The sequence below is a fragment of the Bacillus sp. FSL M8-0063 genome (assembly GCF_038005545.1).
Taxonomy (GTDB): domain Bacteria; phylum Bacillota; class Bacilli; order Bacillales; family Bacillaceae_G; genus Bacillus_A; species Bacillus_A wiedmannii.
The window spans coordinates 3,859,881-3,886,054 of record NZ_JBBOTJ010000001.1 but is presented as its reverse complement, the minus strand read 5'-3'; the positions used below and the strand labels follow the sequence as shown (position 1 = coordinate 3,886,054).

Below are 26,174 nucleotides of genomic sequence, written 5' to 3'. Positions count from 1 at the left end.
GTGAAAGAATGAAAAAATCTATTACGCTATTCACAGCGATTTTATCTATTTTTTTCTTGTTAATAGGTTGCAATGCAAAGGGAGACGAAAAAGCATCTGCAACAAAAACAGAAAAAGGAAAAGAGAAAATCGAAGTTACCGACCTGTCAGGAAGAAAGGTAACATTCGATAAAGTGCCAGAGAGTTTTGCAACATTAAGTATGGGAGACATGAATATTATTCATGCTTTAGGCGGAAAAATAGTAGGTCGTCCGGATGCAAAAATAACTCTTCCAGAGGATTTAAAGAAAGTACAAGTAATCGGGAATGCACATCAACCGAATTTTGAGCAAATTGCTAGTTTAAAACCGGATGTACTTATTGCTAACAATGGGTTTCAAAAGAATGTTCCAACGGTTGAAGGACAAGGAACGAAAGTAATGATTTCTTCTGCGAATTCTGTACAAGATATTCAAAAGAATATTGAACTATATGGAACGATAATGAAGAAAGAAGATAAAGCAAAAGAACTTAATCAAAAAATTAATGATCAAATGAAGACATATGAGAAAAAGAGTGATGTGAAAGCACTGTTAGTATACGGAGCACCAGGTACTTATTTAGCAGCATTACCAACATCTTTATCAGGCGATATTTTAGAAAAAACAGGCGGGAAAAATATTGCAGCTGATTTTCCGGAAATGAAGGAATATCCGCAATATGCGCAGCTAAGTGTAGAACGTATTATTGAGGCAAATCCAGATGTGATTTATTTAATTACACATGGAGATCCAAATAGCGTTAAAAAAGCATTTGAAGGCGAAATGATGAAAAATGCAGCGTGGAAAAATTTAGATGCAGTAAAACAAAATCGTGTAGTTATTTTGCCACCAGACTTATTTGGATCAAATCCTGGAACAAAAGTTACAGAAGCAATGGACTTTATGTATAAAAGTATACAAGATGTAAGGAAATGATAAGTATGGAAAGTAGTGAAGTAGTAAGGGAAAAGGAACATCCTTTTGCGAAAAAAAGGTGGATAATAGCAGTTACTTTAGTTGTATTAGCGATTTTAGGTCTTTTTTACGGTCTTTTCGCAGGAAGCCTATCCTTTTCTTTACGAGATATTCTAACAGGGATACAAGATGAAGGTTCGACGGTTCATCGAATTGTATGGGACCTTCGTATACCGAGAGTGCTCGTTGGATTTATAGTAGGAACATGTTTAGCAGCATCTGGTGCACTGCTGCAAGGGGTTATGAGAAATCCTCTTGCAGACCCTGGTATTATCGGGGTTTCATCTGGAGCAGGCCTTGTAGCAATTGTAATTATGATTTTATTCCCTCAGCATATGGCATTTTTACCGCTCGGGGCATTTATAGGAGCTTTCATAACGGCGATGGTCATTTATGCTTTATCATGGCAAAAAGGGGCGCCGCCTTCAAGGATTGTCTTAGTAGGTGTATCAATCAATGCATTAATTGGTGCAGCGACGTCAGCGTTAATGTTATTACATAGTGACAAAGTACAATCGGTGTTACCGTGGTTAGCAGGTGGCATTGGTGGTGTAAGTTGGGCACATTTAAATATGATTATTTATTATGCAATATTCGCTATTATATTAGCCTTCTTTGGTATAAAGCATATTCGAGTATTAATGCTTGGAGATGAAATGGCGAAATTATTAGGTCATAACGTGGAGAGAAGCCGGTTTTATTTAATAGTAGTAAGTACACTATTAGCTGGAATTGCAGTTAGTGTTTCTGGTCTTATTGGATTTGTCGGTCTTGTTGTACCACATATGTTACGTTTATTAGTTGGAAATGACTATAAATATTTACTGCCATTATCATGCCTTGGCGGAGGGATATTACTTGTTTTCGCGGATGCGATAGCTCGAAGTTGGTTCGATCCAATTGAATTGCCTGTTGGTATTTTATTATCATTCTTAGGCGGTCCGTTCTTCTTATATTTAATTCATAGAGGAGGAAGACAACGTGATTTCCGTTAATAAAGTGTTTTACGCACATTCTGAAAGATTTCAAATGCAAAATATGAATGTACATATTAAAGCTGGGGAGGTCGTTAGTTTAATTGGACCGAATGGATCAGGGAAATCTACTTTGCTTCGTTTAATGGCAAGACTACTTAAACAAAGCGAAGGGGATATCATTTTAGATGGAAAAAGTATTCATATGATGAAAAGTGCCGATGTAGCGAAGCAATTAGCGATGTTACCACAAATGCATGATCATCAATTAGATTTAACAGTGAAAGAATTAATCGAATTTGGAAGAGGACCTCATAAATCATGGAAAGATCGCTTAAATAAAGACGATGAAGAAATTGTTGATTGGGCATTGTCTGTTACAAATCTTGAAGGGTATGAATATCGTCTTTTACAATCTTTATCAGGAGGGGAAAGACAACGTGCCTGGATTGCAATGACGCTAGCACAACGTACAAATGTCTTATTATTAGATGAGCCAACAACTTTTTTAGATATCGTTCATCAGTTGGAAGTAATGGAACTTGTGAAACGGTTAAACGAGGAGTTTGGCATGACAATTGTAATGGTTTTACATGATATTAACCAAGCGGCTCAATATAGTGATCGTTTACTCGTATTAAAGCGAGGGAAGCTTCAGTATGACGGTATACCAGAAGAAGTGTTATGTCATGAAATGTTTCAACGTGTGTTCGGCATAGAGGTAGATATTTTTCAAGGAAGCGACAAGCCATTTTTCACACCAAAACGAATTTCTAAAAAAGGAGGAGCAAGATGCGAACAGAAGAACGTATTACCACTGAGTTAGTAAGAGAATTTGTTATGGCAGCTCACGGAGATTTAGAAAAAGTACAAGAACTGTTGGCTGAATTGCCAAGCTTACTTCATGCCTCTTACAATTGGGGCGGATCAGATTGGGAAAGTGCGTTAGGAGCAGCAGCACATGTAGGTCGTAAAGATATTGCTCTCTATTTACTAGAAAAGGGTGCTCGAATGGACATTTTCGCGGCCGCGATGCTTGGAGAATTAGAAGTTGTACAAGCTATTTTAGTAGCACAACCAGAGGCATTGCGTGCATCGGGTCCACATGGTATTTCCCTTCTTCAACATGCACGAATGGGTGGAGAAAAAGCACAGCGTGTATTTGAGTACTTAACGGTGCTCTCTTAATGACCGCAAAGGTTCTTATGTGCGGTAAACTTTTCACTTTCATATAATTGAAAAGTTTACCGCCCGTTAGAACGGGATAAGTATCTAGTATATTTGAAAATCCTACACCCCCCTCAATTGTAGTTTTCTTTATGCTAGTTATGATATGGATGCAGTAGACAATATTTGTCTACTGTCTTTTTTTAATCCTTTATAGATTGAATATTCTGTATTTAGTCATTAGTTCATTTATCCCACTATTTGTGGGCAGTAAGACTCCCACCTCAAAATTCAGCTAGAGAAAAAAGTTAGGCGGGAGGTCCACTGTCCGTAAATATCCGATTGGTGAAGGCTAATAATCAGTGAGGATGAACAAAAGCCCCCACTGATTAAAGTTTCACTTTATAATAGATAGTAACATTTAGTATACATACAAAACATGAGCGTGTAGTTAAGTACAAATTCGTGGAAAGGAGTGCAGAGATGTTTCATACAGATCGTTTACAAATTCGCAAATACACAATGGATGATTTGCAGTTCTATGCTTCGCTATGGGGAAATGAGAAGGTAATGCGCTATATTGGAAATGGGACGTTAAAAACATATATGCAATGTAAAAAAAGTTTGGAGGAGTGGGTAATTCCTAGCTATAAAAACGGTCTTGGTTTATTTGTATTGATTGAAAAGGAAACGGGAATACGAATTGGTCATGCAGGGTTAGTAAAGCAGCAGATAGATGGAAAAGAGGAAATTGAAATTGGTTATTGGTTATCACCTCAGTATTGGGGAAAAGGGTATGCGAAAGAAGCAGCGGCAGCATTTCGAGACTATGGTTTCCAAGCATTAAGAATGAATAAATTAATTTCTCTTATTAATCCGGATCACCCCGCCTCAATCTTTGTTGCTAGAAAAACAGGGCTTAGTTATGAGAAAACAACTTCATTTCATGGGATGGACGTTCTCGTTTATTCCATTAAACGCGTAGGATGAAAAAAGGTAAATTGCATCTTTTGAAGAATGGTATATAAAAATAAAGGGGGGATTACATGTATATTTATCATAATGGCCTTATTATTCGTGAGGGAACGAATGGTGTGCCAGCATATGCAATTAAAACTTTATTCGAAGATGCTGGTTGGAGTAATGATAATATCCCTTCTTGGCAAATTGAAAAATTCACGATAGCATTTGAAAATTCAACATGGGCATTCACAATTTGGGATGAAGAAGAGATGATTGCGATGGTTAGAGTCATTTCTGATGGAATCATGATCGCGAACATAGTAAATTTAGTTGTGAAATGTGAATATAGAGGGAAGGGATTAGGTAAGAAACTTGTCGCTCTTTGTTTGCAAAAGTTGCCACATGGAGACTGGTTTGCACATACATCTGCGAGTAATTTTGATTTTTATAGAAGTTGTGGTTTTGAGGTGAGAGAGTTATCGAGAAATGGAACATGTGCGTACTACGGGTATCAAGTAGCAAAAAAAGATGGGCACCGATAAAAATAAGATAGTGTAAAAAAGGATCGCTATTTTAATAATATAAACTGAACTGAGACTCATTTTATGATAAAATAAAAGAAAATTCTGTTTATTAAACGGGGGATAAAAATGAATGTAAAAGTTGGGGATGTATTTAAATACGAAAGAAGATTTACTGAGGAAGAGGTTTTTGAATTTGCAAATATTACAGGAGATAAAGGTAGGCATCATATGGAATATGATGAAAATGGACGTTTAATGGTTCATGGTTTATTAACTGCTAGTATTGGAACGAAAGTAGGAGAAGAATTACATTACATAGCAAGAGAATTAGTAAGTGAGTTTATTAGACCGGTTTTTACAGGAGATACGATCACTTGTGAATTAACTTTAACAAATATTGAACAGATGGAAGGATATAAAAAGGTTTCAATCGAGTCAGTTTATCGCAATCAACATGAAAAGACTGTACTAGTTGGGACAAGTTATGGAGTTATAAGGGGATAAAAAAGAAGCCTGATTTACAGGCTTCTTTTTTATTTAATAAACACGTTTTCGATTTTCTGCATGACTAGAGATGAGTAATAATGCAGTTTCTTCTCCTATATTACGAACAATATGAGGAACACATGCATTCCAAGAGAAAGAATCACCTTCTTCTACAATTGCAATATCTTCTCCATGTTGAACTTCTAGTTTTCCGCGTAATACAAGGTGACATTCTTCCCCTTCATGGGCATTTGGTATATTTTCTTTCGGAAACCCAGCAGGAATTTCCACGAGATTTAGGCGAAGGCCACCTTGCTCCGCAACATGTTCAATTCTTTGTTCATCTTTTCCGTATACACTGTATTTACGCTCTCCCTTTTTGACAACTTTCAACCGATCTTTTTGTTCTAATAATAAATAGGGAAGGGGAACGTTTAAAAAATTGGAGATTGTTTCTAAAGTTGAGATAGATGGTGATGTTTTATTATTTTCAACCTGACTCATAAATCCTTTAGAAAGACCTGTTCCCTCACAAATTTGTGCGATTGTTATGCCTCTACGTTGACGAATTTCACGTATTGCAGAACCAATATTCATAAAATCAAGCTCCTTTTTGTAAACAACTATTTGTATCATAGCAAAAAAAATATATTTTTTCCCAGTGAAAATGAATTGACGAATAAAAAAAATTAGTGTATGTTTTGTAATGTGAATAAAAGTTTTGTATAAGAAAACTATAAAGGAGAGAATGAAATGAATCAACATATCGGTAACTTAATTATTCGTATCGTGTTAGGGGTAACGTTCTTTATGCACGGTTTAACAAAATTCCAATCGGGGATTGACAATATTGCAGGGTGGTTTACAAGCATTGGTTTACCAGGAGGTCTTGCATACGGTGTAGCAACAGCGGAAGTAGTTGGTGGTATATTGTTAATTCTAGGTTTAGGTGTAAGATATATTGGATTATTATTTGCACTTGTAATGGTTGGAGCAATTGTAAAAGTAAAATGGTCAGCTGGTTTATTAGGAGATGGAAAAAATCCTGGCTTCGAATTAGAACTTGCATTGTTAGCAATGGGTGCGTACTTATTTGTTGCGAAAGCAGACGGTTTTGTAGATAATTTCTTAAAAGAGAGAATGTTAAAGAAGAACTAAATTAAATGGGGGGCTAACAAGATGAGTTTTCAACTTCATCCCGACACAACACTTGATGTTGTTCATTTATATGTATCAAATATAAAGAAATCACTAGAGTTTTATACAGAAGTACTAAGTATGAAAGTACTAAAAGAAGATGAAATGGTTGTTACATTTGGGAATGAAAATAACGAACCACTCCTTATTATTGAAGAAAAGAAAGAAGCTCTACCAAAGCAAAGAGGGAGAACGGGGTTATATCATTACGCAATCTTATTACCAAGCAGACAGGATTTAGCGAATATTCTTCGTCATCTTGTAGAAATGGTATATCCACTGCACGGCGGAGCCGACCATTACTTTAGTGAGGCCCTTTATTTAGCTGATCCAGATGGAAACGGGATTGAAATTTATCATGATCGCCAAAAAGAAGTTTGGCGTGATGAGAATGGAGAACTACCATTTGTTAGTAACCCGTTAGCTGGTGAAGAACTATTACAGCAAGGAAGTACATGGAATGGATTTCCGGCGGGTACTGTGATGGGACATATTCATCTCCATGTAGCTGATTTGGAAGAAGCGAAACGTTTCTATGTGGATGGTCTTGGTTTTGAAGTAACAATCCCAGCTCGTAATGGAGCGTTGTTCGTATCGGCAGGTGGCTATCATCACCATATCGGTTTAAATACGTGGCAAGGTGAAGAAATACCGCCGCAAATGCCAAATTCCGTCGGCTTGAAATATTTCACAATTGTACTAGCGGATGAAAAACAAAAAGAGCAAGTATGTGAAAGCTTAAAAAATATTGGCAAAGTCGCTACGTACAAAGATGGAATATTACAAGTTGAGGACCCATTTGAACATTGTATTCATTTCAAAATAAAAGGAGAAGCCTAAAAAAGGCTTCTCTTTTTTTACTTTCTTATAATTGCTTTTTCGTTTTGTAAAAATAGTTCATCAAACTGCTTTGCAAGCTCAAAATCTAGTTTCGTTAAACCTTTTGCATTCCAAGATGACAAAGTAATAATGACTGCTTTATACTGGATAAGGATAAATGGATGGTGATTACGTTCTTCTGATAGTTTGGCGGCTTCAGAGACAAATTCGACTCCTTTTAAGTAGTCGGAAAACATATATTTTCGTTCAATCCATTTTTCATCTTTTACTATCCATTTATCCACCTTGAATAATTCCCCTTGAACTTCTTCTTCAGTTAATCGCAGCATCATTTTTCACATCCTTTACATGCAGTAGTGCAAGACCATTGTTAATAAGGCGTGTTACAGCTTCGTCAGTTGTGAAAGTAGAAAGTTTTTGTAATAATGCTGCTGATGTTTCGTGCCCTTTGTTATGCTCTAAAAGTAATTCTAATATTTCAAGGCGAAGCAGCCATTCTTTCGGATAAAATTTATTTAATACCTCTTGAATTGCTACTAATTGATCGACATGTGCGTCGTGTAAAATACCTCCACCTCGAATATCACGAACTGTTTGATACATACGATCCAGCTCAGTTAATGCAAGAGGTGCTGGAGTTTCCTCTATTTCCTCATCAATTGGGAAAAATGATGCTGCATCTGCTGCTCCTGGGAATACTGAAATGATTTGTGAGCCAACAGCCATATCAAATGCGCCCCATGAAGCATCAAATAATACGCGGGCGTTATAAGTAACAGTGCAATCGATAAAGGAAATAAGAGCAATTTTCTTATCATTTTTTATAATATCTGTTACTTTTCCTTTTACATGAATACCACTTGCAAAAGTAAATTCAGCAATGTTTCCAATTGTAATTCCTAATGATTGTAGTTGTTCATCTGTACAATTTTCTAATGCAATATTTTCAGTGAGTAATCCAATTGGTGTTCCAAAGCCGTCACTGTGTACAGATGTAGAATGATTCGCTAGTTGTTTATTATGAATTGCTAATGCAGTTGGCGAATTTGTTCGCATGTAAATCACTTTACCTGCATCGTTTTCAATTGTCTCGCTGAATGTACCTGTAATCTGTAATCCACTAGTTAGTTCAGCGGTTGCATAGTTTTCAGAGCGAATCGCTTTTTCTAAACCTTCCTTTCCACCTGTTTTAAAGGCCATCGTTTCAGCAAATGTCTCAAGTGCTTCAGTCAGCTCTTCAAATGATTCACAAACAAATAGTTGTGGTTGCATTTTTGTTACGTCATAAGTTGTACCTGTACATGCCTCGATAGAGAATGGAACCTTTTCTACAGCGTCTGTTAAGCAATGTTTGCTTTCGCCAACAGAAGAAAGGAGACCAGCACCATATATTTTTGGAGCATCTATATTTCCGATTAATCCATATTCTACTGTCCACCAGAAAAGACGTGAAATTTGTTCAGCTTCTGATAAACCAGAAACTAACTTTTGTTTTTCAATTACAGTATTTTCAGCAGCGGCAACTTCGTCAGGAGTAGAAGTAGGGCTTTCTTTTACGATTGTTAATGTACGAACAGCTTCAAAAGCATCATGTTCTTCTTTTGTAGAGAAAGCTTTCGCACCAATTTGTCCAAAGCGTTTCACATACTTCGCATATGTAGGATCCAGTAAAATAGGTGCGTGTCCTGCTGCTTCGTGTACGATATCTGGAGCTGGTGTGTACTCGATATTTTCTACTTTCCGAATATCTGTTGCGATTGGTAGTAAGCCGTGTCCTTGGAAATCAAAGAATGCTACGCCAGGAATAAGTCCATCAATTGTTACAGCTCCCCATCCGCTTGGTGCTAAACAGTCATTCATTTCTTCTACCTTTGGAATTGCATCTATATTTATACCAGATGATTGTAGTCCGTTCACATAGGCTGGATGAGCAACGTCTTTTAAGAAACTATGATTTTGTCTCATAATGTAACGCCAAACAGCGTGATTCACCGGTGTATATTGATCATAATGCTGCGTGGATACGAATGGTTTTAAATGCGATGGAATTTCTGTTTTCTTTGTCATTTAGACATCCTCCTTGTTTTTTATAAAATTGAATATTGGTTGGGTATAGCTGGAACCACCACCTTTCAAAATTGTAAGCGCTTATAAAATTTTATCATAAGATTCGGAATTATTTAACATTTGTTTCTGTGAGAAATAGAAAAAGCCCCTATCGGAAAATCCGATAGGGGCGAAAGAATCGCGGTACCACCCTATTTGTAAGTGAAAACATACTTACATCTCAATTAATGATAACGGAAAAACTCCGTCTTTTCCTTCATGCGTACAAGCACTACGAAAAAGAAGCTCCAGAATTGTAATTCATACTTATATATGTGCTAATTTCCACCGACCATTAGCTCTCTGTAACAGGGATATAAGATATTACTGCGATTCTTTCAACGCGTATATATGAAATTGTGCAAAAGGGAAGGACGCAAAAAAGCCCCTATCGGAAAATCCGATAGGGACGATAAAAATCGCGGTACCACCCTAATTGTAAACAGAAAAATTGTTTACCACTCACTTTAAGATAACGGAAAGATCCGTCTTTCTCTTCATGCATTATGTGCACTACGGGAAAGAAGCTCCAGAATTGTAATTCACGCTTGTATATGTACTGATTCGCACCAATCATCAGTTCTCTGAGACAGGGATATAAGTCGCTACTAGTATTCCTTCAAAGCCGATATATAATTCGTTCAACTAAACTATGTTTCGTATTATAAAACTATTTTTAAAAGATTGTCAACAATAATTTTATCCCGCTATTTGTGGGCAGTAAAATTCCTACCTCAAAATTTGGCCGGAGCAAAGAAGTTAGATGGAAGCCTTACTGCCCGTAAACGTCCGATTGGTGAGTGCTGATTAAAGTTTCACTTTATTTCACTTCTAAATCAACATTTAAATTAGTCGTATTTCCAGCTGCATCGGTTGCAACGATATGAATGGTATTCTTTCCTTCTTGTAATTGATTACGATCGAAATAAATTTCGTAGTTTTTCTCCCAAGTGTTTAGGAATGCACTCTCCCATACACCATTTCCGTTAATTTCATATTGCATTCTTACTGGAATACCAGGTGCAATCCAACCAGATTCTGTCATCCAATCTAGTAGAATATCATCAACTTTCCCTCTAATTATGAGATTTTCTTGATCAATTTCGTGTGTTAACTTAGGTGCTGTTCGATCGATAAATACAGCTCCTGTTTGTTTTGTTTCTCCACCAGAGTTAGAAGCAACAGCTTCGATTTGATATAAGCCATCAGGCAATGGAGATCCGTCCTTTCTTGTACCATTCCATTTGAAAGATTTATAACCAGGTGTTTCGTTTTTGCCTTGGTATACCATGCCTTGATATGTCACACGGTCTTTCGTAATTAAATTAGCATGAAACGCTATATCCTCAACAGGTGTAACTAAATAGTAATTGATTAGGTTGTCATCTAGTATGTTGTCATTATTTGGACTGAAAGTAGAATTAACGATTTCAACGCCATCGATACGCTTGTATTCTTTCGGATCAATACTAAATGTAAATGGGATACGCATTTCTTCAGTTTTACCTTGTTCTTTTACATACAGATTTCCTGTATATACACCTTGTGGTAAGGAGCTATCCACAGTAATAGTAAAAGGCTTTTCGATGTTACTATTTGGTTTTAAACTAATTGAAGAAGGGAAAGAAGTCTGGATTTTTGTTTTTGTATCTAGTAATTCAATACGAGTTGAAAAGTTTTTCTTTTTGTTAGAAAGATTTTGTAACGTAATATTTTGTGTTAGTTTCACTTTGCCGCTATTTGGCTTAATAAGACCGAAACTTACATTGTTCGGTTTCACTAATGCATCTGTTTGGGCTGCTTTTGGAATGTTAATTAAACCTGATCCTTGTGCCATGATAGGATATGTATTTTCATTGACATCCTTTAATGTTTTTGCAGTGTTGGCAAGAGCAGATTTCAATTGTTCTGTCGTCCAATCAGGATGCATTTGACGCAGTAAGGCAACGGCTCCCGCTACTTGCGGAGCAGCCATACTTGTTCCGTTGTGAGATTCATAGCCACCTCGTGGTACTGTGCTTGTAATCTTTACTCCAGGTGCAATAACATCAGGTTTTATAAGCCAACTTCCTTGTGATGGTCCTCTTGAGCTGAAGTTACCAATCAGTTCGGTTTTGTTTGGTTGTCCAATCTTTATATTTTTCTTTCGTTTTGTAATTAAAGTTTTCAACTCTTCGCCATTTGTATTTGATAGCTGCATAACCGGAAGAGCTACATCTTCACGTCCAAAATATTCGGGCATAATATTAATTTCTTTTTCATTAGAAATTAGTAGTACCCCGATAGCGCCAGCTTGTTTCGCGTGTTCTGCTTTTACTAATGTGCTTGAAGTTCCTTGTAAGACAAGGGCGAACTTACCCTTCACATCTTGTTTAGCATAATCGCTCGAATTACCGTAGCCAACATAGACAAGTTGAGCATCGTTTCCAACTTGGAAATCTGCGTTTGATAACGGTAATCCTTGGTAAGATTTATTAGAACCAGCTACTTGGAATGTCGGGAATGGAATAGAAACAGTAGATGCACCAACAGAGATGACACTACTAGCATTACCAGGAGCATCAACAGACCAAGGCTTTGGTCCATCGTTTCCATTTGAAACGACTGCAGTAACACCAAGTTTTGCTGCGCGTTCTAACATCATTGTTACAGGTTGATCAGGGACATTCAAATCTTGACCGAGAGATAGATTTAAAACATCTGCACCATCTTGAATAGCGCGCTCAATACCTTGAATAATATCATCGGTCGTGCCAGTACCACCATCATTCATGACACGGTAAGCGAGTATAGAAGCGTTCGGAGCAATCCCCTTTATTTTTCCGTTACCAGCAATAATTCCAGCTACATGAGTGCCGTGGACATTTCCATCCATCGGATCGTTATCCTCATCGACTGTATCATATCCACCGATATAATTTGCTTGTAAGTCAGGGTGTGTATAGTCTACACCTGAATCAATAATAGCGACTTTCATTCCTTTTCCATCAAGTGGTTTGCCAGTTGGATCTTTTAGTTTCCAAGCTTCAGGTGCACCGATTGTCGGTCCGCCAATATTTGGCGCTTCTTCTTTAGTAGCGCTTTTTGCTGTTTCATGCAATTTATATGTTAAGTTCGGATAAACAGCTTTTACTTCGGGTAAAGAAGCTAAAGCAGCAACTTGATCTCCTGGGATAGAAATAGAAAATCCAGAAAATAGTGTACTATACGTTTCTTTTATCTTTGCTTTTGGTGCTTTTTCTTTAATTTTCTTTGTTGTATCCTCTTGTGCCTTTTTTAGTTGTGCATGGTATGATTGCACATTGCCGTTTTTTAAATCCGGAGCATGCTGAATGTTACTTTGTGAAGCGAGCGGAGCATGTTGCAATTCTACAATGACTGAAATTTCTTTTGATGTTTTTGTTTCAACATTTTGCGCGATTTTGTTTTCTCCCCATTGTTCAATATTCACTTTTAATTGTGGACTAAATTGCTTCTCCTTTTGCAGCGATTCAGCATGTGCGCTTAAAGCTCCAAAACTAGAAAAGACGAGCGCCATACTTAATAGTGTAGACGTAGTTTTTTTCATTGAAACTCCCCTTAATAAAAAGTGCCAATATTCCGAAAATTTATCTTGCATTTTTGTTCTGAAATATAAAACCGAATGTTGGCTAAACTATACTTTCGACATAATTCATACCAATCCTCTTTGAATTAAAAATTTCTTGGGAAATGTTTTGGGATTATGTCGAATGGCTAATATTCAGCGAGGAAAGCCCATCATCCACTGAGCATGAATCCACAAAAATTGTGCAGTAACTGTCAATTAATGCAGGGTGAAGTTCGCATATAGTAAGCGGAATATGAGGAATGCTATAAGAAAAATGGAGGGACGTATGAAAAAAATTATCGTGAGTAGTAGCGTGGTTTTGTTTGTTTTTTTATCTTCAATTTTTAGTACTAGTGCGGAACATAATGGGGTGAAAGTTGCTTTTATTCGTCATCATGATCTTTGGATTAAAATTGATGGAAAAGAAAAACAAATAACAAAAGGCGAGTACATAACAGGGCCGAAATGGTCTCATGATGGAGAATGGATTTCTTATGCTAAAGGAAACAAGAAAAACACCTTGGAATTGTACCGATTGGAAGATGGAAAGAAAGTTAGGCCATTGCAATCTGAAGTATCGAATTATCAATGGTCACCGAAAGAGAATATAATTGCATTTGTATTTATGAATACACTAAATACGTTTGATGTCAAAAAAAAGAATACAGATTTTGAAAATGTATCGGCTGGTGTAGGTGATTATGCATGGTACCCTGATGGAAAGAAGTTTCTTGTATCCTCTGAAGCACACTTAATTCCAACAGGTTGGACAGGAGCTCAGCTATATGAAGTGCAAAAAGATGCACATATGAATCCTCACAAAATGAAGCATTTGTATGCATTACCAAATGAACATGATGATTTTCTAGCGCTAGTTGCAAGTGGGTTTGAGTGGTCACCAGATCAAAGGTGGATTTCATTTTTAGCGGTACCGACAGCTTCATGGTCAGCTGATAGTAATACGCTTTGCTTAGTTCGAGCAGATGGCAGTCGATTTGAAAAGGTAGATCAAATGCTATTAAACACCCAATGGGTCAAATGGGCGCCATCCAACAATATATTAGCCTATATTGAAGGAAGCGGGAGAGTTGCGTTAGAGAATAAGCATTTAAAAGTAAAAGAACTGCCTGCACTTCAGCAGAACACATTTACGCCGAAAGGATATGTCGATTGGGATTTTGCATGGAAGAACGATAAAGTAATAATCGTTTCACGAGCAAAAGAGGCAGGGATAGAAACGCCACCAGAAAAAAGGCCACTACCATCTTTATATGAGATCGATAGTACAAGCGACGAACAATATCAAATCACAAAGCCAGCTCATAAGCAAGGTGATTATCATCCGATCTTCATGAGGAAGAGCAATCAATTAATATGGATACGTTCAGACCGTAAGAAAGCCAATGTATGGATTGCCAATAGTGATGGAAAACAGGAAAAGAAGTGGATTGAAAATATAGATGTACCAGAATGGTATTATGAGAAATGGAACTGGGAAAATGTTATCTCGGTGAAAGAAGAATAAAAAACGTGCCTAAAAAATAATTTTAGGCACGTTTTTTTATTGTTATTTATGAGTTTTATTCGGCTTTTTCTTCGCTGGGTTTCCGTTCCCCTGACGCTTTCTGTTTTGTTCATCTTTTGCTTGTTTTTCCTGTAGTGTATCTAAAAAGTCATTCGAGTTACCCATTTTTATATCGCTCCTTTCATTTCGTCCTAATTACTATAACCATTTCGGAGGATAATCATGAAATAAAAGTTAAGCACTTAGTTTTCTTCGAAAATATACGTAAAATATGCCATACGTAATAAATAGCATAAATAAAATTTGTAACTCTACATTTTCTTTTAAAATAGTTGCCACAGAAGATGGTAAGTAAGGTGATGTATTGCTTGTTCCTACACCTAACCATTTGTTTAAGAGGTTAATGGTACAAAACATAAAAACACCAGACCAGCTTGCTGTAATTGCTTTCTGTTTAATTTTTGTTTCACGTTCATCATCTGTAATCCAAGGATTAGCAGTTTTATCACTATTAAAAAATCCATTTATGTATCCCCATATGATCATTCCGATAAAGGCGATAATCCATTTCATATTTGTGATTCCCCTCTCTCTTGTAAAAAGTATTTGACACAATTAATTGTAATGTTTTCCAATTAATTATGTCGAATGTTTTTTACATACCAGTTTTTCATATAGCAGGAATAAAGAATGAGATAGGGAAGAAATGTGTAAGAGGATTTCATAGTGAGAGGAGGCTGGATATGAAACTCGTCTTTGTTCGGCACGGTGAAGGAGAACATACAAAAGATTTGCCGTCAAGTTTACAAGTGTTGCATCCACCATTAACGGATGAGGGAAAGAATCAGGCTAAATGCATTCAATTCGATGTACCATTACAGGAAACGGATATATTAATTGCCAGCCCTACACTTAGAACTTTACAAACGGCGGCAATATGGAGTGCGAAAGTATCTTGTCAAACAATTGTCCATCCATATGTATCCCCACGTATTTTTCCTTATCGAGATGGAGCGAAAACATTGCCATGTGATTACATAGTAGATCAGGGAATGATAGCAGATTTATTTCCACATTTTTCGATAGAGAAAAGTACAAATAAGCAGTTATGGACGGAAGGTATAAATACTATTTCAGAGAATCGTTTTCAGCAAATAGCAGATGAATTTCTTCTTTGGTGCTATGAGCTAGGCGCTGAAAGAATTTGCATTGTATCTCACGACGGGATAATTACAGCGTATAGGCAATATGTACAGAAAGTCGTTTTAACTAGATCTGATTTTTTGCAAGAAACGGGTATATATGAAATGGATCTATCCCTTAAAAGTTTGATGGATGAGATCTAATGATAGGATGGAGGGTGTATGTTGAATGTTGCATTAGTAGTTGGTTTTAATTCGGATTTAGAGGCGCAATCAATCCGAGCATCGCTTGAATATTTTGGGGCAAAAGTTGTAACATACTGGATTGGTAGACCGAGAGAGTTCATTAATATTCTTTCTGGAAAGGGTTTATATAACGATATCGATTATGTTATTTTTTGCTTTCATGGTGAGGAAGGAAAGTTTGTCATGGAAGAGTTAGGTGAAGATATATATGAACAAGATGAACCGAGGGGATACTTTGGTGCAGCAGAAATTTATAAATATGCAAAATTGCATAATACACATATTGTAAATAGTGGGTGTACGTTAGGGGAGAGAAAACTAGCAGAATCTTTCTTACGTAGTGGGGCGAAATCGTATATTGGATCGATAGATTATGTAGATGGGAATGCAGCACTTATGCTTACAATACGCTTATTTTATGGGCTTATTAACCATGAAAAAACGTTAGAAGATGCTTTTCAAGAGGCGAAATTAATCGATGAGGAGACACATACATTTCAATTATATAAATAGTAAAAAACGCCTTTATTCTATATTCGAATATAGGCGTTTCACATTTAACTCACATTTTTTTTACATTTTCTTCAATGAAAATGATTATCACCTATGGTATGATATGTTCAAGTTTTTACAGGTAAAAAAAGTTACTATATAAACGTTAGTTTTTAATGTTTCATACACATGTCACAAATTATTCGTAATTAACATTTGAAAAATAAGTAACTAATGTTATTATATTATCTGTAACTAACTTAATTACAACTTTAGGAGGAAGATATGGTTATTCAATTTTTAAGAGAAAACAAAGCAGTTTCTTTTGTGTTGGCAATAATTCGAGTGTATCTTGGTTACACATGGTTAATGGCTGGAATCGGTAAACTACAAGGAAAAGGATTCGATGCAACTGGTTATTTACAAGGTGCAATTGAAAAATCTAAAGGAGCACAACCGGCTGTTCAATCTTGGTGGGCATCATTTTTACAAGATTTCGCAATTCCAAACGTTGATCTATTTAATACACTTGTAACGTGGGGAGAAATTTTAGTTGGAATTGGTTTAATTGTAGGCTGTTTAACAAAAACAGCGGTCTTTTTCGGTCTTGTAATGAACTTTTCCTATATGTTTAGTGGGTCAATTGGTGTAAACCCTGAAATGGTTATCCTATCAATGTTTGTTCTAGTCTCTGGTATGAACGCTGGTAAATTTGGAATAGATGGTTTCATTATTCCGAAAGTATTAGGATCAAAAACTCAAAAACGCCAAAAGCAAGCTGCTTAATATATGAAAGCGGGTATCTCAAAATGAGATACCCGCTTATTTTATTTTTCAACTTTATTGTTCTTAAAGAAGTCTTTTACATACCCTACAAATTCTTGTGGCTCTTGACGAAATGGTGCATGATAACCTTTTTCGATAATATGGAAAGTACTATTTTTTAAGAATTGATGATACGTTTCTCCTTCTTTCCAAGAAACGCTACTATCATTTCTTCCCCATATAATTAAGGTTGGTTGTGTAATTTCATTTGCATTGATTTGAAGACGTCTAGGCCATAATTTCATTTTATTGTAATGCTCTTCATCATTACGCTTGGATTTTACTTTGCCCTCATCATAATCTGCAATAGTAGAAACGGTATTTAAATCAGTCGATAACTGTGGTTTTGGTGAGCCTTGTTTATTAACGAATGTATGAGGACCGCCTGTAGCATCAGTTAAAATAAGGTGGGTAACGGCTTCAGGATATAAATACGTTAAATTAAGAGAAATTTCTCCGCCCATTGAGTGTCCCAGTATTGCAAACGAATCATAACCTAGTTTTTTCATTAGTTTATAATACAAATTTGCATGGGTTGGGAAAGAATAGTAAAAATCCATTGGCTTAGATGAGCGCCCGAATCCTAAAGCATCTACAGAAATAATTGTATGATCTTTTGCTAAGTCTGAGTAAATCTTTTGAAAACCATCTGATGATCCACCAAATCCATGGATCATAAGTAAAGGTGGTTTTTCATTACCAATCTTTTTAAAGTAAATGGTTTGACCATCTATTTCTACCATTTTTTCCTCGGTAGCTAGTTTCGCTGTAAGTGTATTTTTAACTTGTTTTACTTGTTCTACTGGCTTTTTTGCTGCACTACATCCTACTAAAAGTGTAAGAGTAAGACAACCTACCATAAAATAGCTAAATCGCTTCAATGAGGTGTCCCCTTTCTAACATAACGCTGTGTCTATCATAGCAAATAGCATATTACGATTTCCAGGAAGTTGGCTACCATTTTTCATCATAAGAGGTGAAAGAAGCGTTTCTTGGAAATTTTCTGTTTGAAGAAATTTACGAAATGAAAATTGTGAATGTGGGACATCGATCCTTACTGTGCCATTCCAACACTCGCAGATCTTCTTGAATAATTGAATAGCATCCTTCTCTTGTTTTGCGATAAGTGGAGTGACGCATAATATATTACCTTTTTGTATACATAAGGAAAAAGCTTCTATACAGTTATTTCTCTCAATTTTAAAAGAGTGTATGGCTCTTGGTAATAGTAACGAGTAAAGTAGAGAGCGATTAACACCAGTTACGATTTGATCGAGAGAAGTGAGAGACAAAAGGTCTTTTTCTTTTACTTGTTGTGTATGAGCAATATGTGTCTTAGTAGTTTGTTTTTCAAAACGATGAATCGTTGTTACTGTGTGAAATTCGCATGATGTATAAAGAGGCTCGCCAGCTTTTGTTGCAATAAGTGCAATTGGTTGTTTTGGGAGAGTGTGTTCTAAGCAACGATTTAGCAAAATACGCCCGATGCCTCGGCCTTGAAAATTAGGATGAACGATTAACATGCCAATAGTAGAAAAACTATCTTTAAAAGGAAATACTCCTCCAGCTGCAATCAGTTTATTTTCATGCATATAACCGATAAGTGTGCCGAGAGAAAGATACATTTCAAATTGTTTTTTCATAAATGCTTTATCTTGTAACCATCCAATAGTTTTGCAAAGGTCGAGTAAATCAAAAATAAAAGTTTCATCTAGCTTTATTGTTTTCATAAATGTTCACCACTTTTCTATTAATTTTCATAAAAGTAGATTGAAAATGTTAAATAAGAGATTTACTTTAAATGAAATCCAACTTATTTATATTTTGATTGTAAAGGGGAAGGAGGTTGCTATGAAAGGACAAAGTTATACAAATTATAACTGATATTTACATAAGTTAACAAAAAATTTACATATAACTAATTTTCTCTTAATAGTCTTCTATTAAATTTGATAGTGGGAAATGAATAACCTAATTAGGGGGACAAGACAGTGAAAAAGTTTGTGAAAAAAGCATGGCCATTTGCAGTTGTGGCGTCGTTAGCAGTTACTTCGGTAGCAACATGGAATTTTACTCGTTCTAGTGAGGTTAATGCAGATGAGAACGGAAGCAATGCAAAGATTAAAAATGTCATCGTATTAATTGGGGATGGTATGGGACCTTCATATATGACGGCTCACCGTTATATGAAAGATAATCCAAAAACTTTTGAGATGGAATCTACAGAATTTGATAAGCATCTTGTAGGAACGCAAAAGACATATCCGGAAGATGAACATGAAAATATTACAGACTCTGCATCTGCAGCAACAGCTATGTCAGCAGGAATTAAAACATATAATGCAGCAATTGCAGTTGATAATGATAAAGCAGAAGTGAAAACTGTACTTGAACAAGCGAAAGAAAAAGGGAAATCAACGGGACTTGTTGCTACTTCTGAAATTACACATGCAACACCAGCTGCTTTCGGTGCGCATGACATTAGTCGTAAAAATATGGATGCAATTGCAAATGATTATTTTGATGAGAAAATTAAAGGGAAGCATAAAGTAGATGTTATGCTTGGCGGCGGCGTAAAAAACTTTGTTAGAAAAGATCGTAATCTTACAGAAGAGTTTAAGAAATCTGGTTATAGCTACGTAACAGATCGAGATCAATTGTTAAATGATAAAAATGATCAAATCCTTGGTTTATTTGCACCAGGTGGATTAGATAAAATGATTGATCGTAATGAGAAGACGCCTTCATTAGAAGAAATGACAAATGCAGCAATTGAGCGTTTGAACAAAAATAAAAATGGTTTCTTCTTAATGGTTGAAGGAAGCCAAATTGACTGGGCTGGACACGATAATGATATCGTTGGTGCAATGAGTGAAATGGAAGACTTTGAAAAAGCATTTAAAGCAGCGATTGAGTTTGCGAAAAAAGATAAAAATACGTTAGTCGTTGCAACGGCAGATCACGCTACTGGCGGATTATCTTTAGGTGCGAATGGTGAGTATAACTTTAAAGTAGATCCAATTAAAGCTGCAAAACGCACACCAGACTTCATGGCAAATGAGATTGCAAAAGGTGCAAATGTAGAAGAGACATTGAAAAAATATATTGATTTACAATTAACACCAGAAGAAATTAAAGCGGTAAATGATATTGCTCCTTCAAAAGATGTAACAAAGATTGATAATGCGATTGAGGATATTTTCAATAAGCGTTCGGTTACAGGATGGACGACAGGTGGACATACAGGGGAAGATGTAAACGTATATGCATTTGGCCCAGGTAAATATTTGTTCTCTGGCGTTCAAGAGAATACAAATATCGCTAAACGTGTCTTTGATATTGTTGGCGGTGGCGATCCGAATAAAGGAAGACGCTAATTATAAATGAAAGTGAGGCGAAATGCCTCACTTTTCTTTTTAGGAGATGGAAAGATGAGATCTTTTTTCATGGGAATCGGACCTTTGCTAGTAGGTATAGTATTGCTCGCTGGATGTCAATCTCAAGAGAATCATATAGAACAAAAATCTACTACTAAAAAAATTGAGGAAAAGGTACAAATAACGAAAGAAGAAGAGAAATCGATTCAAGATGTTATGGAGAAATTTGTACGGACGACAAATGAAAAAAATCTGGATGAACATATGGAATTATTTTCAAAGAAGATGCCTAGTGCTGAAGACTTAAAAACACAAAAAGAAGCAGCTTTTCAAAAGGGAAATAAGAAAATTGAATTGGAACATATAGACATGAAAGCTAGTAAAGCAGGATATGTCTTAGTTGAAACAAAGGAAAAGGAAATAGATGGGGAGGTCACTCTTCAGAAAAATGTACAGTATGCGCTTGGAAAAGAAGAAGATGGATGGAAAATTGAAGAAGTTCGCACGATAGGAAAAAAATAACGTGAAACTTGGGAGCTTACTGTCCGTAAATAGCGAAATAAAAAAGGTTCTCATTGGCGAGAACCTTTTTTTATAGTGGTAACATAATTTGATTTGAGCATGCTTCGATCTCATCAATATCTTGGCGAATTGTTGCCATTTTATTATCAAGATCTTCAGCTTTCATTGCTGCATCATGTAGTTCATCTTTTAAATACTCAGGTATTTTCCCTTCATATTTATAGTAAAGTTTATGTTCTAAACTTGCCCAAAAGTCCATTGCTAGCGTACGTAACTGGATTTCTGCAAATACATCTTTTGTACCAGAATTCAGTGATAAAGGATATTTAATAATCATGTGTAAACTTTTATACCCGTTTCCCTTTGGATTAGCGATATAATCTTTTACTTCTATGATTTCCATATCTTCACGCTTTTGAATGACTTCTTTTAAATGATAAATATCTTCTACGAAGCAACATGTAATACGAATGCCGATGATATCTTGTAAATGAGTTTGGGCATTTTCAACTGTCGGTAATAAATTTTTACGCTCAAGCTTTTTAATAATACTTTCAGGTTGTTTTAATCTTGTTTTTATATGTTCAAACGGGTTGTAATCCTCTAAAAATTGGGCTTCCCGGTTCATAATTTCAAATTTAGTTTTTAACTCTTCTAAAGCAAATGTATATGGTAGTACAAAAGCTTTCCAATAGTTAACTGTTGATTGATTATATTCCATTTATATACACACCTTTTCCAATTTACAAGCGAGGTTATTATACTAAATACCAAAGCATATAAGCGCAAGCAGCAAATGATGAGATCATAAAACGATATTTAGTTTTCATAATTTCAACTCCTTTCGAGTAAGATTCTATATGAATAAACGTGATTGTTAATAAGTTCACTATGTACAATTCCTATAGTAATAGATTCGTGTGAATTTCGTATGAACTAATTGTTTCAGATTTTTGTCTTTTTTTACAATTGACAAATAGAATGAAGTTATATAACATATAAATCGTAATCATTACGTTTTAGTTTGCGATCTTTGAAGGAAAGGAGAATTACATATGCGTGTAAATATTACATTAGCTTGTACAGAGTGCGGTGATCGTAATTATATTTCTAAAAAAAATAAACGAAACAATCCAGAGCGCATCGAACTAAAAAAATATTGTCCACGATTAAAGCGAGTAACGCTACATCGTGAGACGAAGTAGAAGACTAGAGATATCTCTAGTCTTTTTTGTTTATAGTTATTTGGTTTTATTTGTTATAATTACCTTAAATTTCAATAAGGGAGAGGTATGATGAATCAAAAAGATAAAGAAAGAAAAGAGCAAGTGGCTCATATGATTGATATTCCAGATGATTTTAGGCTTGTCGTAGATGATCAAGAAGGTGTGGATGACCCATATCATCTATTATGGTGGGAACATAAAGAGGATGAGGAGAGAACGATACAAATTACGCTGAATAGACATACTGGTAATTTAATCGAATTTAGTATAGATGATAAAAAATATTTTTCGAGTGGTAAGGAAGCGCTAGAGGAGAATAAAGCAAGAGAGATTGCAAATGCATTCTTAAAAAAATATACAAAAGAAGGATATGAATTTTATACATATGTAACGGTTAAGGACGACAGGCGCGGTCGGAAAGAATTAAATTATATGCAAGAAGTAAATGGCTATCCATTGCCGAATACAGGGTGTGTTGTGCGAGTTCATCCTTCAGGTAATGTTATGTATTTTCGTTATAATGGACAAAAAGCTATCGAGAAAAAACCTTTATGGCCAAGTGGAATTGTTGAGGAGAACGTCGTTTTAGAAAATTTGAAAGCTAGACAAGATATGAGACTTGTATTTGTAGATTTAACACACTCTTCATGTGAGTATGAAAATGGAGAAGAAGTAAAAGGGTACCATCTTGTATATGAACCAGAACCTAGTCATGCATCTATTAATGCAAGTACGGGAGAAGATTTATTTGGACCAGAACATTATAAATTACCGCCGACAGTAGCTGTTGAAAAAACAAAAAAAGATAGCCGGCAAGGTGACATATTCGAATTAATTGGCTGGGATAAAGAAAGTTTTACAAAAGTAGATGAGACAGAAAATGATGATGAAATAAGGACGAAATTTGTTCCGAAAGAGGAATTACAAAAACAGAAAGAAGAAAAGAACTCATATTTAATGAATGAATTCTTTAAAAAGCATTTACCAATGTTAAAATATAATAATTTAATTGGAATTACGGTTGATAAATATACCAATGAATTAATTGGCTTTATAAAACTGACAGACGATAAAGAAGTAAAGAAAATACTGTCTAGAGAGGAATGTTTACAAAAAGCACTTCAATTTTTGGAACAAGTTATTCCAGATGTCACACAATATCTACGTCTTTGGGAAGAACGTGAAGAAGCAGAAGATGGGATTGAAAGATTTACCTTTTCTGTATATGTGAATGGCATTCCGGCAGAGTATAAGCAATTTATGGTTAATATCAATGCGGAAAATGGGGCTGTGGTGCATTATTCCGGAGAGTCTAGCAACCTTATAAAAGAACTGCTTACATACGAAACAATACCGAAAGTAACAAAAGAAAAAGCGTTACAAATATACAAAGAGGCCATCCTAGTGAAATTAGAATGGCATATAGATGTTGATGTAGAGGAAATGAAATACGAACTGTTGTATAAACAAACGACAGATGAAAATCATAAAGAATCCTTTGGCTGTAGTCGAGAAATTCGTTATATTGATGCTCACACTGGGGAAAAAATTTGGAGTAAATAAGTCTTTAAATAGGGAAAAAGGTCTTCGAGGGAAGACCTTTGTTAGAAAGAACGATTATTTTTCGTATGTATCAATTTTGTATAACCACTTCTGTACACTAGCGGGTGGTCCTTCTGTTCGCCACTTTGTTGTACACATTCCGCAAGAACAGTGGACTTTTCCTTTCGCAAAAATACCGGAAATTTCAGGGATATATCCCCAGGCATGTTTTACGATATTCATCTTTCGGCGCATTGTGCGTTGACGTTGATGTCTTGTATAAGCACGTGTTCTTTCAAATTTCATATTTGTAATCCCTCCTTGTAGTACAAGCAGCTTGCAAGAGCGTACAAGGAGTTCATCTCTTACAAGCTACTTAGGTACAAGAAGGCAATAAAATGTTGCATATTTTACCCTCCTATCTGTTGTTTAAGTATACGTAGCAAATCTTTGTGAGACAAGAATTATGCTTAAAAAGATGTTGGAATGATATCGTACAGACACAAACAACCTCACGCCCACATACACATAGTAAAGACCACTATTTTGGCGGAGGTGAAAGGTTTGAGTCTATTCGCCGCAATTGGATATATGGTTCGAGAAGTGTTTGTCTTTGTTTCTTATGTGAAGAATAATGCGTTTCCGCAGCCGTTATCATCAGACGATGAGAGAAAGTACTTAGAGTTAATGGAGCAAGGTGATGCTCAAGCGAGAAATCTGTTAATTGAACATAATTTACGGCTTGTAGCTCATATCGTTAAAAAATTTGAAAACACAGGAGAAGATGCAGAAGATTTAATTTCAATTGGTACAATTGGGCTCATTAAAGCGATCGAGAGCTATTCGGCAGGAAAAGGCACAAAACTTGCGACGTATGCAGCACGCTGTATTGAAAATGAAATTTTGATGCATTTACGTGTACTGAAAAAAACGAAAAAAGACGTTTCACTTCATGATCCGATCGGGCAAGATAAAGAGGGGAATGAAATATCGCTTATCGATATATTAAAATCAGAGTCTGAAGATGTAATTGATATGATTCAGCTTAGTATGGAGTTAGAAAAGATTAAAGAGTATATCGATATTTTAGACGAACGAGAGAAAGAAGTAATCGTGAAGCGTTTTGGACTGGGGCTTGATAAGGAGAAAACGCAACGAGAGATTGCGAAGGCACTTGGTATTTCCAGAAGCTACGTATCAAGAATTGAAAAGCGCGCTTTAATGAAAATGTTCCATGAATTTGTAAGAGCTGAAAAAGAGAAAAAAGCGAAAGAATAATGTACATTGCAAGCAGCCATATTTTAAAATGGGCTGCTTTTCTTTTTGTAAATAAGGAAAGAAAAAGAGTTGTGTTCAGAAGAAATCTATGTTCACTGTTGAAAATGACGGATTCTATCTGTAATATTAGAGGGTGCTAAACAATTTAAGAATAATACCATACTTAGTTTTCCGCATGTATAATGAAACAGTTCTATATGATATGTGGGAATAAGAACCAATTTTACATATGATATAGAAGGAAAAGAAGGGGAAGCTAAAGTTATAGACTGATTAGGAGGTTTCGCAATTTGCGACGTACATTATATCGACTTATGATCGAACTTACAAATGGTCGTTTTACTTCTTATATATTGCGTAAATTTGCACAATCTCGTTTGAGCTCTATCATTATTCCATCGTATGCGAAAGTTTTTCAAATTAACCAAGATGAGATGGAAAAGGGTTTGAAGGAATATAGAACATTGCATGAATTATTTACGCGTAAGCTAAAAGAAGGAAAACGTAGTGTTGATACAGATGCATCGAGTATCGTTAGTCCTGTTGATGGTGTTTTTGCTGATTACGGTCCTATTGAGGACACAAAAACATTTGATATTAAAGGTAAGCGTTATTCAATCGTGGATATGCTAGGTAATGAAGAACGTGCAAAGCGATATGCAGGTGGTACATACATGGTTATTTATTTAAGCCCAAGTCATTATCATCGTATTCATAGTCCGCTTTCTGGTTCTGTGACTGAAAGGTTCGTACTTGGTAGAAAGTCATATCCGGTAAATGCAGCTGGTATGGAATACGGGAAAGAGCCATTGTCAAAAAATTATCGCTCTGTTACAGAAGTAAATAGTGACGGTGAACATATGGCACTTGTAAAAGTAGGAGCTATGTTTGTTAATAGTATTGAGCTGTTGCATGAAAGAGACACTGTTCAAAAAGGTGAAGAAATGGCATACTTTACATTTGGTTCAACAGTTGTGTTATTGTTTGAAAAAGATATGATAAAAGTAGTGCAGGAATTGAAGAGTGGACAAGAGATTCGTCTTGGTGAAAAAATTGCTACTCGTTCGGCTCATAAGTAAAGAAAACATTTTATAACTGTAAGCAAGAGTTATGGACAAAGATGCTTAATGATGAAATTCCCTAGATGGGAGTACTTGT

Annotated in this window: 29 protein-coding genes and 2 other annotated features; of the genes, 19 read left to right on the top strand and 10 right to left on the bottom strand. The window is 35.8% G+C overall.

Annotated elements, in window-relative coordinates:
- Positions 1–8: 8 nt before the first annotated feature.
- From MKX31_RS19810 to MKX31_RS19780, 7 genes are all read left to right on the top strand, one after another.
- The gene (locus tag MKX31_RS19810; protein ID WP_000748444.1) at positions 9–956 is read left to right on the top strand and encodes an ABC transporter substrate-binding protein; all 948 of its coding nucleotides are present in this window, start codon (positions 9–11) and stop codon (positions 954–956) included.
- 5 nt (positions 957–961) lie between these two features.
- The gene (locus MKX31_RS19805; RefSeq protein ID WP_064474734.1) at positions 962–1,990 is read left to right on the top strand and encodes a FecCD family ABC transporter permease; all 1,029 of its coding nucleotides are present in this window, start codon (positions 962–964) and stop codon (positions 1,988–1,990) included.
- Entirely contained in the window at positions 1,977–2,795 is an 819-nt protein-coding gene (locus MKX31_RS19800) for an ABC transporter ATP-binding protein (protein WP_064474735.1), read from the top strand. Before MKX31_RS19805 ends, MKX31_RS19800 begins: the two co-directional genes overlap by 14 nt.
- A complete protein-coding gene (locus tag MKX31_RS19795) occupies positions 2,762–3,157 on the top strand; it encodes an ankyrin repeat domain-containing protein (RefSeq protein ID WP_064474736.1) in 396 nt (131 codons plus the stop codon). The genes MKX31_RS19800 and MKX31_RS19795 overlap by 34 nt, the downstream gene beginning before the upstream one ends.
- A 390-nt stretch (positions 3,158–3,547) precedes the next feature.
- On the top strand, positions 3,548–4,126 hold the full coding sequence (locus MKX31_RS19790) for a GNAT family N-acetyltransferase (protein WP_240368384.1): 579 nt from the start codon (positions 3,548–3,550) through the stop codon (positions 4,124–4,126).
- 56 nt (positions 4,127–4,182) lie between these two features.
- On the top strand, positions 4,183–4,641 hold the full coding sequence (locus tag MKX31_RS19785) for a GNAT family N-acetyltransferase (protein WP_000276112.1): 459 nt from the start codon (positions 4,183–4,185) through the stop codon (positions 4,639–4,641).
- Positions 4,642–4,749: 108 nt separating this feature from the next.
- A complete protein-coding gene (locus MKX31_RS19780; protein ID WP_001101452.1) occupies positions 4,750–5,127 on the top strand; it encodes a MaoC/PaaZ C-terminal domain-containing protein in 378 nt (125 codons plus the stop codon).
- Between the two features lie 33 nt (positions 5,128–5,160).
- Here the strand turns inward: MKX31_RS19780 and MKX31_RS19775 are convergent, their stop codons facing one another.
- Positions 5,161–5,706, bottom strand: a complete 546-nt coding sequence (locus MKX31_RS19775) for a helix-turn-helix domain-containing protein (protein ID WP_064474738.1) — start codon at positions 5,704–5,706, stop codon at positions 5,161–5,163.
- Between the two features lie 156 nt (positions 5,707–5,862).
- Here MKX31_RS19775 and MKX31_RS19770 point away from each other — a divergent pair, with 156 nt between their 5' ends.
- Positions 5,863–6,267, top strand: a complete 405-nt coding sequence (locus MKX31_RS19770) for a DoxX family protein (protein ID WP_001071551.1) — start codon at positions 5,863–5,865, stop codon at positions 6,265–6,267.
- 21 nt (positions 6,268–6,288) lie between these two features.
- Positions 6,289–7,146: a VOC family protein gene (locus MKX31_RS19765; RefSeq protein ID WP_088048084.1), complete on the top strand. Its 858-nt coding sequence runs from the start codon at positions 6,289–6,291 to the stop codon at positions 7,144–7,146.
- Between the two features lie 17 nt (positions 7,147–7,163).
- Here the strand turns inward: MKX31_RS19765 and MKX31_RS19760 are convergent, their stop codons facing one another.
- The 3 genes from MKX31_RS19760 to MKX31_RS19750 all read right to left on the bottom strand — a co-directional run bounded on the left by MKX31_RS19760 (position 7,164) and on the right by MKX31_RS19750 (position 12,820).
- The gene (locus MKX31_RS19760; RefSeq protein ID WP_000979547.1) at positions 7,164–7,478 is read right to left on the bottom strand and encodes a 4a-hydroxytetrahydrobiopterin dehydratase; all 315 of its coding nucleotides are present in this window, start codon (positions 7,476–7,478) and stop codon (positions 7,164–7,166) included.
- Entirely contained in the window at positions 7,459–9,213 is a 1,755-nt protein-coding gene (locus MKX31_RS19755; protein WP_064474740.1) for an aromatic amino acid hydroxylase, read from the bottom strand. The genes MKX31_RS19760 and MKX31_RS19755 overlap by 20 nt, the downstream gene beginning before the upstream one ends.
- Positions 9,214–9,375: 162 nt before the next feature.
- Positions 9,376–9,603 (bottom strand) — a binding site (T-box leader).
- Positions 9,604–9,654: 51 nt separating this feature from the next.
- Positions 9,655–9,884: a binding site (T-box leader), on the bottom strand.
- A 188-nt stretch (positions 9,885–10,072) separates the two neighbouring features.
- Positions 10,073–12,820 (bottom strand): S8 family serine peptidase, encoded by a 2,748-nt coding sequence (locus MKX31_RS19750; protein ID WP_340981453.1) that lies wholly within the window; start codon positions 12,818–12,820, stop codon positions 10,073–10,075.
- Between the two features lie 307 nt (positions 12,821–13,127).
- On the opposite strand from MKX31_RS19750, the gene MKX31_RS19745 reads away from it, so the two are divergent.
- Positions 13,128–14,366: an eIF2A-related protein gene (locus MKX31_RS19745; RefSeq protein ID WP_064474742.1), complete on the top strand. Its 1,239-nt coding sequence runs from the start codon at positions 13,128–13,130 to the stop codon at positions 14,364–14,366.
- 42 nt (positions 14,367–14,408) lie between these two features.
- Here MKX31_RS19745 and MKX31_RS19740 read toward each other — a convergent pair whose 3' ends face one another.
- Together MKX31_RS19740 and MKX31_RS19735 are read right to left on the bottom strand one after the other, a co-directional pair.
- The gene (locus MKX31_RS19740; RefSeq protein ID WP_064474743.1) at positions 14,409–14,531 is read right to left on the bottom strand and encodes a DUF4023 domain-containing protein; all 123 of its coding nucleotides are present in this window, start codon (positions 14,529–14,531) and stop codon (positions 14,409–14,411) included.
- Between the two features lie 69 nt (positions 14,532–14,600).
- Positions 14,601–14,939 carry a hypothetical protein gene (locus MKX31_RS19735; protein WP_064474744.1) on the bottom strand — a complete coding sequence of 113 codons (339 nt, stop codon included), beginning with the start codon at positions 14,937–14,939 and terminating at the stop codon, positions 14,601–14,603.
- Positions 14,940–15,109: 170 nt separating this feature from the next.
- Here MKX31_RS19735 and MKX31_RS19730 point away from each other — a divergent pair, with 170 nt between their 5' ends.
- The 3 genes from MKX31_RS19730 to MKX31_RS19720 all read left to right on the top strand — a co-directional run bounded on the left by MKX31_RS19730 (position 15,110) and on the right by MKX31_RS19720 (position 17,032).
- Complete coding sequence (locus MKX31_RS19730; RefSeq protein WP_064474745.1) at positions 15,110–15,712, top strand: histidine phosphatase family protein; 603 nt, start codon at positions 15,110–15,112, stop codon at positions 15,710–15,712.
- Positions 15,713–15,730: 18 nt separating this feature from the next.
- Positions 15,731–16,267, top strand: coding sequence for a hypothetical protein (locus MKX31_RS19725; protein WP_064474746.1), 537 nt, complete (start codon positions 15,731–15,733; stop codon positions 16,265–16,267).
- Positions 16,268–16,531: 264 nt separating this feature from the next.
- Positions 16,532–17,032, top strand: coding sequence for a DoxX family protein (locus tag MKX31_RS19720; protein ID WP_088048088.1), 501 nt, complete (start codon positions 16,532–16,534; stop codon positions 17,030–17,032).
- Positions 17,033–17,073: 41 nt separating this feature from the next.
- Here the strand turns inward: MKX31_RS19720 and MKX31_RS19715 are convergent, their stop codons facing one another.
- Positions 17,074–17,952 carry an alpha/beta fold hydrolase gene (locus MKX31_RS19715; protein WP_064474748.1) on the bottom strand — a complete coding sequence of 293 codons (879 nt, stop codon included), beginning with the start codon at positions 17,950–17,952 and terminating at the stop codon, positions 17,074–17,076.
- Between the two features lie 15 nt (positions 17,953–17,967).
- Positions 17,968–18,801, bottom strand: coding sequence for a GNAT family N-acetyltransferase (locus MKX31_RS19710; RefSeq protein WP_064474749.1), 834 nt, complete (start codon positions 18,799–18,801; stop codon positions 17,968–17,970).
- Between the two features lie 261 nt (positions 18,802–19,062).
- On the opposite strand from MKX31_RS19710, the gene MKX31_RS19705 reads away from it, so the two are divergent.
- Positions 19,063–20,448, top strand: coding sequence for an alkaline phosphatase (locus tag MKX31_RS19705; protein WP_064474750.1), 1,386 nt, complete (start codon positions 19,063–19,065; stop codon positions 20,446–20,448).
- A gap of 54 nt (positions 20,449–20,502) precedes the next feature.
- Positions 20,503–20,970: a hypothetical protein gene (locus MKX31_RS19700; protein WP_088048089.1), complete on the top strand. Its 468-nt coding sequence runs from the start codon at positions 20,503–20,505 to the stop codon at positions 20,968–20,970.
- Between the two features lie 70 nt (positions 20,971–21,040).
- On the opposite strand, the gene MKX31_RS19695 is transcribed toward MKX31_RS19700, so the two are convergent.
- Positions 21,041–21,691 (bottom strand): GTP pyrophosphokinase, encoded by a 651-nt coding sequence (locus MKX31_RS19695; protein WP_048562265.1) that lies wholly within the window; start codon positions 21,689–21,691, stop codon positions 21,041–21,043.
- A gap of 334 nt (positions 21,692–22,025) precedes the next feature.
- Here MKX31_RS19695 and rpmG point away from each other — a divergent pair, with 334 nt between their 5' ends.
- Both rpmG and MKX31_RS19685 read left to right on the top strand, forming a co-directional pair.
- Positions 22,026–22,175, top strand: coding sequence for a 50S ribosomal protein L33 (gene rpmG / locus MKX31_RS19690; RefSeq protein WP_001265617.1), 150 nt, complete (start codon positions 22,026–22,028; stop codon positions 22,173–22,175).
- An 87-nt stretch (positions 22,176–22,262) separates the two neighbouring features.
- The gene (locus MKX31_RS19685; RefSeq protein ID WP_142289406.1) at positions 22,263–23,759 is read left to right on the top strand and encodes a YcdB/YcdC domain-containing protein; all 1,497 of its coding nucleotides are present in this window, start codon (positions 22,263–22,265) and stop codon (positions 23,757–23,759) included.
- Positions 23,760–23,813: 54 nt separating this feature from the next.
- Here MKX31_RS19685 and MKX31_RS19680 read toward each other — a convergent pair whose 3' ends face one another.
- The gene (locus MKX31_RS19680; RefSeq protein ID WP_064474753.1) at positions 23,814–24,044 is read right to left on the bottom strand and encodes a hypothetical protein; all 231 of its coding nucleotides are present in this window, start codon (positions 24,042–24,044) and stop codon (positions 23,814–23,816) included.
- 258 nt (positions 24,045–24,302) lie between these two features.
- Between MKX31_RS19680 and sigK the strand changes: the two genes are divergently transcribed.
- Both sigK and MKX31_RS19670 read left to right on the top strand, forming a co-directional pair.
- Positions 24,303–25,016 carry an RNA polymerase sporulation sigma factor SigK gene (gene sigK, locus MKX31_RS19675; RefSeq protein ID WP_000051382.1) on the top strand — a complete coding sequence of 238 codons (714 nt, stop codon included), beginning with the start codon at positions 24,303–24,305 and terminating at the stop codon, positions 25,014–25,016.
- Between the two features lie 290 nt (positions 25,017–25,306).
- Positions 25,307–26,095 carry a phosphatidylserine decarboxylase gene (locus MKX31_RS19670; protein WP_064474754.1) on the top strand — a complete coding sequence of 263 codons (789 nt, stop codon included), beginning with the start codon at positions 25,307–25,309 and terminating at the stop codon, positions 26,093–26,095.
- The last annotated feature ends 79 nt before the right edge of the window (positions 26,096–26,174 follow it).